This window comes from Streptomyces sp. Tu6071 (assembly GCF_000213055.1).
GTDB lineage: Bacteria > Actinomycetota > Actinomycetes > Streptomycetales > Streptomycetaceae > Streptomyces > Streptomyces evansiae.
Map to the genome: position 1 here is coordinate 3,205,694 of NZ_CM001165.1, position 12,967 is coordinate 3,218,660.

Sequence of the window (12,967 nt, forward strand, 5' to 3'; positions counted from 1 at the left end):
TTCCCCCTCGGAACACCCGGCAGGGACACCCGTCAGGGCGTACGAACACGCCTCGACGGAAAAAGCCGGGAATCGGCAAAAATGATCATGTGGCGGGCGGAACTGCGCCCGCGCTCCATCTCGTTCACACAAAAATGCGGTCACACATACCGCAGCCAGGGGCACCAAAAGGGACAAGCGACCGGCGTGCTCCTCGGCTCGTGCGGTACACATTGTCTCCATCGGCCGCATACCCGCGGCAACCGATTAACCGGCACGAGACCCCGCTCCCAGGCGCTTCGTACGCGCTCCGAGGCGGCGCGGGTCGTGACGAGGGGAGCTGCATCAATGCGCGGGAAGGCGTGGGCGCCCGGCGTCGCGGTCCTGCTGGCGGTGGCACTCGCCGGGTGCACGGGCGGCGAGGACACCGGGGGCCCGGACGCCAAGCGCGGCGCGAGCGACACCACGACGGCGGCGGCCCCGCGCCCGGGGCGCTTCGACACCCTCCCGCAGCCCTGCAAGGCCGTCGACCGCGCGACGCTCGACTCGCTCCTCCCCGGGCTGCGCGCCCTCCCGGCGGACGAGCGCGAGGACGGCTACGCGGGCACGCTCGCCCCGACCTTCGACAACGAGCGCAAGGTCGGCTGCGCCTGGAAGGCCGAGGCCGCCGAGGACGGGGACCGCACCGACTCGCTCACGCTCGACCTGGAGCGGGTCGTCTCCTACGACGCGGCGAAGAGCGACGACGACCGGGCGCGCGAGATCTTCGAGAAGCACCGCACGGCGGCGCACATCCCGGACCCGTCCCCGAGCGGCGCGGCGTCCGCGTCCGGGTCCGGGTCCCCCAGCGGCTCCCCGAGCGGGTCCGCGTCGCCCGGTGACTCCACCGCGCCGTCCGGCAGCCCGTCGCCCACGAGCGGTAAAACCGGCAAGAGCGGACAATCCGCCAGCAGTAGCCCTTCGCCGTCCACTTCGGGCGATACCGGTGCGACTCCCGCCGAACTGCTCCCCCGTACCCTCTCGGGGCTCGGCAACGACGCCTTCCTGAACGACACCCTGGGCACCGCGTCGGCGGGCGGCTCGCCCCGCACCGTCACTGTGGTGTTCCGCACGTCGAACGTCGTCGTGAGCGTCGTCTACCAGCAGCAGCCCGGCGGCGCGGACGAGGTGCCCGACAGCAAGGAAATGCAGGACAAGGCGCGGAAACTGGCGGACCGGATCGCGGGCTCCTTCGAGGAGTGATCAAGCGCGGCGGCGGCCCCGTACCGGCGCCCGGGGCGGCGCACGGGACGTACGGGGGTCTTTGTCCGGCGTACGGTGACTCACCGGACCTGCCGGCCGGGCCCCCGTGTCCCCGGTCGCACGACCTGAGCGAAGGAACCATGCACCGACCAGTACAGCGCCTCTCCCGCATACTCGCCTGCGCGGCCGTTCCCGTGATCCTCGTGGCGGCGGGCTGCTCCTCCGGCTCCGACGACGACGGCGCGGCGAAGGACGACGCCAAGCAGTCGGCCGCCGCCGGGAGCGGCAAGAGCGCCGGGACGAGCGGCAGCGCCTCCCCCGACACCACCGCCACGGCGACCGTACGGGCGAAGTACGCGAAGCTCCCCGAGCCCTGCGCGGCGCTCGACGCCAAGACCCTCAAGGCCCTCGTGCCCGCCGCGAAGGACAAGAAGGGCAGCCAGGGCAGCTCCGACGACCTCGACGCGCGCGGCACGTGCTCCTGGAACAGCCTCGACAGCAACGGCGTGCACGGTTCGCAGTACCGGTGGCTGAGCCTCGCCCTCGTCCGCTTCGACTCGGACGCGACGCTCGGCACGGGTGACGAGCGCGCCGCGTCCTACCTCGCCAAGCAGGTCACGGCGACGCGGGCGACGGCGGACGCGAAGGGCCTCAAGAGCGAGAAGGTCACGGGGCTCGGCGACGAGGCGACCGCCGTCACGTACGAGCTGAAGAAGAAGGAGGGGGACTTCAAGCAGCAGACGCTGCTCGTGCGCACGGCGAACGCGGTCCTCACCCTCGACTACAACGGCGCGGGCCTCGCGGGCGAGAAGGACCCCGACCGGGCGAAGCTCCTCAAGGACGCCGAGCGCGCGGCGCACGACGCGGTCGCGGCGATCGCCACGGCGAACGGCGGCGCGACGACGGGCTCGGGCTCGGACGACGCCTCGAAGGGCGCGAGCGACGCCCCGAAGAAGGGCGACGACGACAAGAAGCAGGACAAGTCCTCGGCCTCCCCCTCCCCGTCGGGCTCGGCGTCCGCGTCGAAGCCCTCCGAGAAGGACACCTCGGACAAGGACGGCGCGGACAAGGACTCCCCCGCGAAGGACTCCTCCGGCAAGGATTCCTCCGCCAAGGACACGTCCTCGGAGCAGACGGCCGGCTGACCCCGGCGAACGCGACACGTCCCCTCGTACGTCCCTGGAACACAGGACGTACGAGGGGACGCGCCGTACCCGGCCCCGGCCGACGCCCCCTCCCCCCCTCGCGACGACCGCACCGCGCTGACGCCGCCCGCCGCTACCGCCCCGTCGCGCACCGCCCGGCTCCCTCGTCACCCCCTCCCCGCACCCCCCGCCGTAACGATCAGGACACGCCCCACCCCCGCTCCGGCATGGGCGAACCCGCGCACGAGGGCGCATCCCGGCCCGCCCGGTGGCCTCACCCGCCGAACGCGTGTGCCAACCTGTGGGGGCGCACGTCGGAAGGCGCCTGGCAGCGAGAGGGAGGGATCGCGGGTGGCCGCGACGCAGTTGACACGGACTCACCGCATCCTCGTGGGTGTGGTCGTCGCGGGCGCGGTGATCATCGCGGGGATCGGTTTCGCCGGTTCGTACGCGGCCGTGCGCGAACTCGCCCTGGAGAAGGGCTTCGGGAACTTCAGCTACGTCCTGCCAATCGGCATCGACGCGGGCATCTGCGTCCTGCTCGCGCTCGACCTGCTCCTGACGTGGATACGCATCCCGTTCCCGTTGCTCCGTCAGACGGCCTGGCTGCTCACGGCCGCGACGATCGCCTTCAACGGCGCCGCCGCCTGGCCCGACCCGCTCGGCGTCGGCATGCACGCCGTCATCCCCGTCCTCTTCGTCGTCTCCGTCGAGGCCGCGCGGCACGCGATCGGGCGGATCGCCGACATCACGGCGGACCGGCACATGGAGGGCGTGCGGATCACCCGCTGGCTCCTGTCGCCCGTGCCGACCTTCCTTCTGTGGCGGCGCATGAAGCTGTGGGAGCTGCGCAGCTACGAGGAGGTCATCAAGCTGGAGCAGGAGCGGCTCGTCTACCGGGCCCGCCTGCGCTCCCGCTTCGGGCGCGCCTGGCGCCGCAAGGCGCCCGTCGAGTCGCTCATGCCGCTGCGCCTGGCGCGGTACGGCGTCCCGCTCGCCGAGACCGCCCCCGACGGGCTCGCCGCCGCGGGCATCGACCCGAGCAGGCCGGTCGTGGCACGGGTGGAACCGGCGGCCGTCGCGGAGGCGGGGCCCAGGGCCCAGCTCACAACCCAGGCCCCGGAGCCCCGGCCCGAACCGCGGCGGCAGCAGCCCCCGCAGCCCCAGGCCCAGCCCCGGCAGGCCGCGCCGGTCCACGAGCAGCCCGCCGCGCAGGACCCGACGAGCCCGTGGTTCAAGGGCCACCCGCAGGCCGTGACGTACCAGGGCGGCTACGACCCGTCCTTCGCCCCCGAGCCGCACGCGCCCGAGCCCTACGCGCCGCCCGAGGACCCCGAGTACCCGGAGCCCCCGGCCGACGAGGAGGACCCCCGTTTCGCCCCGCGCTTCCACGCCCCGTACCAGCCGCAGCACTGGTACGAGGAGCAGCAGGGCCAGGCACCCGCACAGGACCAGGACCTGGCGCACGACCAGGAACCGGCTTCGGCACCCGTGCCCGCACCGGAGCAGTGGCAGGAGCAGGAGGCGCAGGGGCCCGAGCCCATCCAGGTCCCGGCCGGCCCCCACCGCACCCGGCCCCTCGCCGAGCGCTCCGAGCCCGATCCCGGTCCGCGTATCCCCGGCCGGCGCGCCGAGGCGGACGCCGAGGACGGGGCCGTGGCGGACGCCGAGGACGGGGCCGTGGCGGACGCCGAGGACGGGGCCGTGGCGGACGCCGCCACCGAGGAGCCGGGCGGTGAGTGGCTGCCCGACGACATGCCGCGCGAGGAAGCGCTCTACGACGTCTTCCGGCAGTACGTGCGCGAGATGGGCGGCTTCCCGAACTCCCGCCAGTTCGGCCGGTTCCTGCTGGAGAACTTCAACGTGCGCGGCCCCGGCGGCGGCACGCTTCCGCAGTCCGAACTGACCGCGTGGCTCGACGAGTTCCAGCCCCGCTACACCGGTGATCTGGACGTGGACGCGCCCGCCTGAGCCACCCCGTACAGCCGAAAGGGCCGGACCCCCGCGAGGAGGTCCGGCCCTTCACGTACGCGCCGGGCTCACCGCCCCAGCAGGAACCGCACCCGCTCCGCACCCACCGCGAGCAGCAGCGTGGGCAGACGCGGGCCCGTGTCGCGGCCGACGAGGAGGCGGTACAGGAGCGCGAAGAACGTGCGCTGCGCGGTCTTCAGCTCCGGCGTCGGCTTCGCCTCCGGGTCGAGCCCGGCCATGACCTTCGGCACGCCGTAGACGAGCGTCGTCAGACCGTCGAGCGACCAGTGCGTGCCCAGGCCCTCGGCGAGGAGGCGCAGCGACTCGCGGTCCGTCTCGCCGAGCGAGCCGAGCAGCTCCGTGTCCGGCTCGGTCCGCACCACCGTGCGCTGGTCGGCCGGGACGTACGTGGAGATCCACGCCTCGGCGCGGTCGAGCCGGGGCCGCACCGCGTCGAGCGAGTCGAGCGGGTGGTTCGGGTCCAGCTCGCTCAGGATGCGCAGCGTCTGGTCCTCCGCGCCCGCCGTGATGTCCGCGACGGAGGCGAGGGTGCGGTACGGGAGCGGGTGCGGCGTCGCGGGCAGCGGACCCGCCGCCGTGCCGACCGCGCGCGTGTACGCGGCGGTGTCGGCCGGGAGCGCGGAGCCGTCCGCGACCTTCGCGCCGAGCTTGTCCCACTCGTCGTACAGGCGCTGGATCTCCTGGTCGAAGGCGATCTTGAACGACTGGTTCGGGCGGCGACGCGCGTACAGCCAGCGCAGCAGCGGCGCCTCCATGATGCGCAGCGCGTCGGCCGGGGTCGGGACCCCGCCCTTCGAGCTGGACATCTTCGCCATGCCGCTGATCCCGACGAACGCGTACATCGGCCCGATGGGCTGCGTACCGCCGAAGATCTCGCGGACGATCTGCCCGCCGACGACGTACGAGGAACCGGGCGAGGAGTGGTCCACGCCGGACGGCTCGAAGATCACGCCCTCGAAGGCCCAGCGCATCGGCCAGTCGACCTTCCACACGAGCTTGCCGCGGTTGAACTCGGAGAGCTTCACCGTCTCCGAGAAGCCGCAGTCGGCGCACGTGTAGGTCAGCTCGGTCGTGTCGTCGTCGTACGCCGTGACGGCCGTGAGGTCCTTCGCGCAGTTCCCGCAGTACGGCTTGTACGGGTAGTAGCCGCCCGCGCCGCCGCTGCCGTCGTCCTCGCTCGCCGCGCCCGAGCCCTCGGCGGCCTCGACCTCGGCCTCGTCGAGCGGCTTCTGGCTCTGCTTGCCGGGCTTCTTCTTCGTCCGGTACTGGTCGAGGATCGCGTCGATCCGGCCGCGCTCGCGCATCGCGTGCAGGATCTGCTCGCGGTACACGCCCGCCGTGTACTGGGCGGTCTGGCTGATGCCGTCGAAAGCGACCCCGAGGTTCGCGAGCGCGCCGGTCATCGCGGCCTTGAAGTGCTCCGCCCAGTTCGGGTACGCGGAGCCCTTCGGGGCCGGGACGGAGGTGAGCGGCTTGCCGATGTGCGCGGCCCAGGACTCGTCGACGCCCTCGACGCCGTTCGGGACCTTGCGGTAGCGGTCGTAGTCGTCCCACGAGATGAGGTGGCGCACCTCGTACCCGCGCCTGCGGATCTCGTCGGCGACGAGATGCGGGGTCATGACCTCGCGCAGGTTGCCGAGGTGGATGGGGCCCGAGGGCGAGAGCCCGGAGGCGACGACGACCGGTTTGCCCGGGGCACGACGCTCGGACTCGGCGATGACCTCGTCGGCGTAACGGGAGACCCAGTCTGCGGTCTCTGTGCTCTGAGCCACGATCGGCACGTCCTTCTTCCGGGGAGAACGGGGATGGTCGTCGCCCATTGTCCCAGGAGCGGGGGCGTGGGGGGAAACGGGATACGGGCCCGCGCGGGATAACCGTTCGAGAGGCGTACCGGCCTGGTGGGATACTGGCGGGAGTATCTGCACCCCCGAGGAGAACGGCTCCCCTTCTTATGGCTTCGGTCACGTCCCTCACCGCTTCCGTCGAACAGCAGCTCAAGGACGCTCTCGCCGCCGCACTGCCGGCCGCCGGGGACGCCGACCCGCTGCTGCGCCGAAGCGACCGGGCCGACTTCCAGGCCAACGGGGTGCTCGCGCTCGCGAAGAAGGCGAAGGCCAACCCGCGGGAGCTGGCGACGCGGGTCGTGGCGGCGCTCCCGGACAGCACGGTGATCAAGGACGTCGAGGTCTCGGGCCCCGGCTTCCTCAACATCACCGTCTCCGACGAGGCGCTCGTACGGAACCTCGCGGCGCGTGCCGCCGCCGGTGAGCGGCTCGGCGTCCCGTACGCGGAGCACCCGGGCCGGACCGTGATCGACTACGCGCAGCCGAACGTGGCCAAGGAGATGCACGTCGGGCACCTGCGCTCGGCGGTCATCGGCGACGCCGTCATGCGGATGCTGGAGTTCACGGGCGAGACCGTGATCCGGCGGCACCACATCGGCGACTGGGGCACCCAGTTCGGCATGCTCATCCAGTACCTCATGGAGCACCCGGCGGAGCTGGACCGCTCCTCGGACTCCTCCGAGGTCTCGCAGGCCGCCGGTGAAGCCGCCATGTCGAACCTGAACCGGGTCTACAAGGCGTCCAAGGCGCTCTTCGACGAGGACGAAGGCTTCAAGGACCGGGCCAGGCGGCGGGTCGTGGACCTCCAGGCCGGCGACGAGGAGACCCTCGCCTTCTGGCACCGGTTCGTGGACGAGTCGAAGGTCTACTTCAACGCGCTCTTCGGCAAGCTCGACATGGACATCCGGGACGCGGACATCGTCGGCGAGTCCGGGTACAACGACATGCTCGCCGAGACCTGCGACCTCCTGGAGCAGTCCGGTGTCGCGGTGCGCTCCGAGGGCGCGCTGTGCGTCTTCTTCGACGACGTGAAGGGCCCGGACGGCAAGCCGGTCCCGCTCATCGTGCGGAAGTCCAACGGCGGCTTCGGGTACGCGGCGACCGACCTCTCCGCGATCCGCAACAGGGTCTTCGACCTCAAGGCGGACACGCTCCTGTACGTCGTGGACGCGCGGCAGGCGCTGCACTTCAAGATGGTCTTCGAGACCGCGAAGCGCGCGGGCTGGCTGAGCGAGGACGTACGGGCCGTGCAGCTCGCCTTCGGCACCGTGCTCGGCGCCGACGGCAAGCCGTTCAAGACGCGGGCGGGCGAATCGGTCCGGCTCGTGGACCTCCTCGACGAGGCGGTCACGCGGGCGACCGCCGTCGTGCGCGAGAAGGACGCCAAGGGGCGGCTGAGCGAGGACGAGATCGCGGAGCGGGGCGCGCAGGTCGGCATCGGCGCGGTCAAGTACGCGGACCTGTCGACGTCGGCGAGCAGGGACTACAAGTTCGACCTCGACCAGATGGTCTCGCTCAACGGCGACACCAGCGTGTACATCCAGTACGCGTACGCCCGTATCCAGTCGATCCTGCGGCGCGCGACGGACTCGGGCGCCCCGGCCCCGGCCGCGCACCCCGAACTCCCGCTCGCCCCGGCGGAACGCGCCCTCGGCCTGCACCTCGACGCCTTCGGGGACCAGGTCCTGGAGGCGACCCACGAGTACGCGCCGCACAAGCTCGCCGCGTACCTGTACCAGACGGCCTCGCTGTACACGACCTTCTACGACCAGTGCCACGTCCTGTCGGACGACAACGCGCCGGAGGTCGTCGCGAACCGGCTCTTCCTGTGCGAACTGACGGGGAAGACGCTGGCGGCGGGGCTCGGGCTCCTGGGGATCAGGGCGCCGAAGAGCCTGTGACGCGTGCGGGGGGCGGGGAACCCGCGGCGGAGCCGGGCGAGCTGCCCGGCGGGCTGCCGGGAAAGCTGTCGGGCGAGCCCCTTCCCGGCGGGATGGCCAACAGCGGCGCCGTCCACCGTGACGGCGCCGCGGTCGACCGCCCCGCCCCGCCCGCCGCCCCGGCCCTGCACGCCCAGCTCCGCGCCCTGCGCGCGGCCGGTTTCGGGGGCGCGCCCCTCCCCCTCGCCGCGCCGGTGAACGGCCGCGAACGGCTCACGTACCTCCCCGGTGACGTCCCGCTGCCGCCCTTCCCCGCCTGGGCGATGACGGACGAGGCACTGCGCTCGGTGGGCGTCCTGCTGCGCGGCCTGCACGACGCGTCCGCCGGGCTTCCGCGCCCCGCGGACGCCCCCTGGTCACGGGAGTTGAGCGATCCGCGCGGCGGACCGGTGCTGTGCCACAACGACGTGTGCCCCGAGAACGTCGTCTTCCGCGCGGGCCGCGCGCACGCCCTCATCGACTTCGACCTCGCCGCCCCGGGCCGTCGCGTGTGGGACGTCGCGATGACGGCCCGCTACTGGGCGCCGCTGACGGGTGAGACCTCGCGGCAGCACCCGGCGGGGCTCGATCCCCTCGCCCGCGTCAGGATCTTGGCGGACGCGTACGGCCTGCAACCCGCCGCCCGCGCCGAGTTCGCCCACGTCTCGCGCGAAGTGGGCGCGTCCTGCCGGGCGTTCGTCGCCGCGCGGGTGGCGCGCGGCGACGAGACGTACGTACAGGGCCTGGCGGACGGCGGCGGGTGGGCCCGCTTCGACCGCGTGGAGCAGTGGCTGCGGGACGCGGCCCACGACATCACCCGCGCCCTGACCGCGCGTTGAGGGTCATCCCCGCAGCGCGGCGCCGAGCCTCCCCAGCCCCTCCCGGATCGTGGCCTCGTCCTGCGTGACGAAGCACAGCCGCAGCGTGCGCGGGTCGGGGTCGGCCGCATAGAACGGCGCCCCCGGCACGTACGCCACGTCGTACGTGATCACCTCGCGCAGCAGCTCCGCCGCGTCGGCCCCCTCCGGGAGCCGCGCCCACACGAACATCCCGCCCTCGGGGCGCGCGAACTCCGCCCCGTCCGGGAGGGCTTCGGGGAGCGCGGCGAGCATCGCGTCCCTGCGCCGCCCGTACGCGGCGGCGACCTTCGCCACGTGCGCGTCGAGGTCGCGGTCGGCCAAGTACCGTGCGGCGGCGAGCTGGTTGAGGGTCGGCGTGTGCAGGTCCGTGGACTGCTTGACGACCGCGCAGGCGCGCCGCAGCGCCTCGGGCGCGCGCAGCCAGCCGAGCCGCAGGCCGGGCGCCATGACCTTCGAGAAGCTGCCGAGCAGCACCGTGCGGTCCTCGGCGCCCGGGTACGTCGCGAGCCAGGGCACGCGCGCGCCCTCGTACCGCAGCTCCCCGTAGGGGTCGTCCTCCAGGAGCCAGAAGCCGCGTTGCGCGGCGACGGCGGCGACGGCCGCGCGGCGGGCGGCGGTCGTCGTGCGCCCGGTGGGGTTCTGGAAGGCCGGCACGGAGTAGAAGAACTTCGGCCGCTCGCGCGCGGCGAGCGCGTCGAGCGCGTCCGGGTCGACACCGTCCTCGTCGCACGGCACCGGCACGACGCGCGCCCCCGCGAAGGCGAAGACCTGGAGCGCGGCGAGATAGCACGGGCTCTCGACGAGCACCGTGTCCCCGGCCTCGACGAGCGCGCTCGTCACGAGGTGCAGGCCCTGCTGCGAACCGGTCGTGACGAGCAAGTCGTCCGCCTCCGTGGGCAGTCCGCGCGCGGAGGTACGGGCGGCGAGCGCGGCCCGCAGCGAGGGCTCGCCCTCGGTCGTGGCGTACTGGAGCGCCTTGCCGCCGCTCCCGCTCCCGCCCAGCACGGCGGCGAAGGCGGCGGCGACCCCCGCCACGTCGAAGAACTCGGGCGCGGGCAGCCCGCCCGCGAAGTTGATGACCTCGGGCCGCGCGGTGACGGCGAGAATGTCGCGCACGGGCGAGGACTTGACGGCGGCGGCACGGGCGGCGAGCGGCGGAAGACCGCGCGGGGCGACGCCTTGCGCGGATATGGGTGCGGGTGTCATGGCTGCGCAGCTTAGGGCGTGCGCGCGGCAGGGGACACGGCGTCCCGCAGGACGGTCGGCGCCACCACGGACAACGCCGAAGGCGACCACGCCCACGATCGGGTGATCACCGCAACGGCGGAACGTTCCGGCACGATTTCACTACTTAGAGTGTTCACATGGTCACCTCCCATCACGAGGCCTCGCACCGGATTTTCCAGGACCGGCCCGAACTGCTCGGCCCCGTCTTCCGGATGCTCGGGGTCCCGCTGCCTACGAAACTCGCGGTCGACGTGCTCAACTCCGACGTCACCGAGATGCGTCCCGTCGAGCGCCGCATCGACAGCGTCCTGCACATCACGCCCTCGGAGGGGAAGCCCTTCCTGCTCGCCATCGAGGCGCAGGGCAGGAAGTCCGCGGAGAAGGCCGCGAGCTGGACCTACTACCTGGGCTATCTGACGGCCAAGTACCAGTGCCCGGCCAATCTCCTGGTCGTCTGCGCCGACGCACCCACGGCCCACTGGGCCGAGGGCCCCTTCGAACTCGGCGGGGCGAACTGGCCCAGCCTGACGCTGCGCCCGCTCGTGGCGGGCCCGCACAACATCCCCCTCATCACCGACCCGGCCGAGGCCGCCGACGACATCGCCCTCGCGGTCTTCTCGGTCCTCACGCACGCCGGGCACAAGCTGACCCACGAGACACTGCGGGCGCTGGGTGCCGCGCTGCGCAAGGCCGATCCGCGGTCCAGTGAGTACTTTTTCGATATCGTGAACATGGGGCTGGCCGGCACCAGCCACCGCGCACTCTGGGAGGACATCATGAGGGCCAGCTACTTCCCCGGAAGCGGCACTCTCCTTGAGCGGACTTTCCTGGAAGGGGAGGCCGAAGGACAGGCCAAGGGCAAAGCGGAGGGCAAGGCCGAGGGCAAGGCCGAGGGCATGGCCGAGGGCAGGATCTCCGCCCTCCTCAGGCTCCTCGCCGCCCGCGGCATCCCCTTCGCCGAGGCGGCCGAGGCCCGCATCAGGGCCTGCACCGACACCGACACCCTCGACGCCTGGTTCGACCGCGCCCTCACCGTCCGCACGATCGCGGAAGTCCTCGACCCGCCCGTCGGCTGAGCCCTAGGGGCTGTCTGACAATTCCCGTCGTCGCCCGAAGGGCGGCCGCGCGGTGTCAGGTGCGTGCTCCCGGCGCGCCGGCCCCGGATCCCTGTACTGGACGTACCGGGGTCCGGGGCCGGCGCGGTGGGAGGGCGTGCATGGCGTCGCGCGGCAGACGGGAATTGTCAGACAGGCCCTAGCCCTTCACCTCCGGTCCCCATGCCGTGTCGCCCGGTGGCCACTGCCACGTGGGGCGGTTCTTGGCGGGGGCCGTGCGGAAGGGGGTGCCCGCGTCGGTGACGCGGAGGGTGCCGTGGCGGTCGCCGCTGGACCAGTCGATCTCCAGGCACCACGTGACGTCGTGCGCCGTCGTGTTCGCCGTCACGTAGAACACCTCGGGGTCGCTCGCGCTCACCTTGTACGGGAAGTCCCGCTGCCCCGAGAGCGGCTTGAGCGCGGGCCGGGGCGCGTCGAGGTCGGTCGTGAAGCCCTCCGCGGGGACGTTGCCGCCGCAGCCCACGCCCATGATGTACGCGTCCCAGGCGAGCGGCGGCCCGCTCCGCAGCGTCCGCACCCGCATCGCGTTCAGGACGACCGTCTCGTCGCCCGTCCCCTGGAGCGTCACCGCGATCCGCTGCCTCCCCGCCGGTACCGCGCCGAGCGCCCGCGCCCAGCCCGGCGCGTCGCCCTCGGTCGGCGGTGGCGGCATCTCTTCGTGGTCGCTGTGCACGAGGTAGCGGGGGCTGCACGGGTCCTCCCACGCGTGCGCGTTGACGCGCGCCGTGACCGGGGTGCCCGTGGGGGCCTCGGCGGTGGGGGACGTGCGCGGTGCGGAGGCCGTGCGGCTGGGGGTCGTGCGCGGCGAGGGCGTCTGCGAGGGGCTCTTCGAGGGCGTGGGGCTCTCGCTCTCCATGCGGCTCGGCGTCACCGCCCGGTCGGCCGCCGCCGCGTGTCCCGCCTTCGCGGCCTCGGTGTCCCCGCCGCCGTCCCCGCCCGCGAGCCGCCCCGCCACGATCCCGCCCCCGGCCACGAGCACCACGAGCGCGGCGGCGGAGGCGAGGAGGACGCGGGAGCGGCGGGGGCGAGGCCGCGGCGGCGGGGCCGTAGCGGTGAGGGCGGGCTCAGGAAGCTCCTGGTCGGGGGTGGGCGACTGCTGGGGGGTGGGCGACTGCTCGGGGGCGGGCGACTGCTCGCGGGCGGGCTCTTGGTCGTGCCGCTCGTCGGCGGGCTGCCGCTCGGGGGCGGGCGCGGTAGGGAGCTTGTGCGGGGCGGGCGCGGCAGGGGTCTCGTGCGGGGCGGGGGCCTCCGCGGGTTCCGGGGCCGCCGCCGGCTCCTCCCGTACGGGGGCTTCGGCGGCCCCCTCCGGTACCGGCTCCACCGGTGCGGGCCGTGGCGGCTCGGCCCGTACGGCCTCCTGCTGTTCCTTCGCCGCCGCCCTCGCCGCGTCCGCGAGCAGCCAGCGGCGGTGCAGGTCCATCAGTTCGGCCCGGTCCGCGCCGCAGAGGCGGGCGAGGCGGTCGGCGGGGGTGAACTCCGCCGGGAGGGCGTCCCCGTTGCAGTAGCGGTGCAGGGTCGACGTGCTCAGGTGGAGGCGCTTGGCGAGCTGGCCGTAGCTCAGCCCGGACCGCTCCTTGAGCTCCTTCAACCGTGCCGCGAACGCCTCGTTCTCGGCTCCCGAACCCACCCCGTACCGCCTTCCCT

The 12,967-nt window shown here is 73.3% G+C and carries 9 protein-coding genes; 6 read left to right on the plus strand and 3 right to left on the minus strand.

Going from position 1 to position 12,967, the window contains the following annotated elements; translation table 11 throughout:
• Positions 1 to 327: 327 nt before the first annotated feature.
• The 3 genes from STTU_RS13160 to STTU_RS13170 all read left to right on the plus strand — a co-directional run bounded on the left by STTU_RS13160 (position 328) and on the right by STTU_RS13170 (position 4,337).
• A complete protein-coding gene (locus tag STTU_RS13160) occupies positions 328 to 1,221 on the plus strand; it encodes a hypothetical protein (protein ID WP_007823519.1) in 894 nt (297 codons plus the stop codon).
• Positions 1,222 to 1,361: 140 nt separating this feature from the next.
• The gene (locus STTU_RS13165) at positions 1,362 to 2,366 is read left to right on the plus strand and encodes a hypothetical protein (protein ID WP_043255066.1); all 1,005 of its coding nucleotides are present in this window, start codon (positions 1,362 to 1,364) and stop codon (positions 2,364 to 2,366) included.
• A 351-nt stretch (positions 2,367 to 2,717) separates the two neighbouring features.
• On the plus strand, positions 2,718 to 4,337 hold the full coding sequence (locus STTU_RS13170; RefSeq protein ID WP_007823523.1) for a DUF2637 domain-containing protein: 1,620 nt from the start codon (positions 2,718 to 2,720) through the stop codon (positions 4,335 to 4,337).
• A gap of 68 nt (positions 4,338 to 4,405) precedes the next feature.
• Here the strand turns inward: STTU_RS13170 and lysS are convergent, their stop codons facing one another.
• Positions 4,406 to 6,139 carry a lysine--tRNA ligase gene (lysS, locus tag STTU_RS13175; protein WP_043255069.1) on the minus strand — a complete coding sequence of 578 codons (1,734 nt, stop codon included), beginning with the start codon at positions 6,137 to 6,139 and terminating at the stop codon, positions 4,406 to 4,408.
• A gap of 170 nt (positions 6,140 to 6,309) precedes the next feature.
• Between lysS and argS the strand changes: the two genes are divergently transcribed.
• Together argS and STTU_RS13185 are read left to right on the plus strand one after the other, a co-directional pair.
• Positions 6,310 to 8,103, plus strand: a complete 1,794-nt coding sequence (gene argS, locus STTU_RS13180; protein ID WP_007823530.1) for an arginine--tRNA ligase — start codon at positions 6,310 to 6,312, stop codon at positions 8,101 to 8,103.
• A 92-nt stretch (positions 8,104 to 8,195) separates the two neighbouring features.
• Positions 8,196 to 8,960, plus strand: a complete 765-nt coding sequence (locus tag STTU_RS13185) for a phosphotransferase (RefSeq protein WP_007823532.1) — start codon at positions 8,196 to 8,198, stop codon at positions 8,958 to 8,960.
• 3 nt (positions 8,961 to 8,963) lie between these two features.
• Here the strand turns inward: STTU_RS13185 and STTU_RS13190 are convergent, their stop codons facing one another.
• Positions 8,964 to 10,187, minus strand: a complete 1,224-nt coding sequence (locus tag STTU_RS13190; protein WP_007823533.1) for a PLP-dependent aminotransferase family protein — start codon at positions 10,185 to 10,187, stop codon at positions 8,964 to 8,966.
• 158 nt (positions 10,188 to 10,345) lie between these two features.
• Between STTU_RS13190 and STTU_RS13195 the strand changes: the two genes are divergently transcribed.
• Positions 10,346 to 11,284: a hypothetical protein gene (locus tag STTU_RS13195; RefSeq protein WP_007823535.1), complete on the plus strand. Its 939-nt coding sequence runs from the start codon at positions 10,346 to 10,348 to the stop codon at positions 11,282 to 11,284.
• Positions 11,285 to 11,462: 178 nt separating this feature from the next.
• Here STTU_RS13195 and STTU_RS13200 read toward each other — a convergent pair whose 3' ends face one another.
• The gene (locus tag STTU_RS13200; protein ID WP_007823536.1) at positions 11,463 to 12,950 is read right to left on the minus strand and encodes a helix-turn-helix domain-containing protein; all 1,488 of its coding nucleotides are present in this window, start codon (positions 12,948 to 12,950) and stop codon (positions 11,463 to 11,465) included.
• Positions 12,951 to 12,967: the final 17 nt, after the last annotated feature.

Bases quoted from the DNA above. Each gene is read 5' to 3' on its own strand.
- STTU_RS13160 (WP_007823519.1), top strand. From the start codon at position 328: ATGCGCGGGAAGGCGTGGGCGCCCGGCGTCGCGGTCCTGCTGGCGGTG.
- STTU_RS13165 (WP_043255066.1), top strand. From the start codon at position 1,362: ATGCACCGACCAGTACAGCGCCTCTCCCGCATACTCGCCTGCGCGGCC.
- argS (WP_007823530.1), top strand. From the start codon at position 6,310: ATGGCTTCGGTCACGTCCCTCACCGCTTCCGTCGAACAGCAGCTCAAG.
- STTU_RS13185 (WP_007823532.1), top strand. From the start codon at position 8,196: ATGGCCAACAGCGGCGCCGTCCACCGTGACGGCGCCGCGGTCGACCGC.
- STTU_RS13190 (WP_007823533.1), bottom strand. From the start codon at position 10,187: ATGACACCCGCACCCATATCCGCGCAAGGCGTCGCCCCGCGCGGTCTT.
- STTU_RS13195 (WP_007823535.1), top strand. From the start codon at position 10,346: ATGGTCACCTCCCATCACGAGGCCTCGCACCGGATTTTCCAGGACCGG.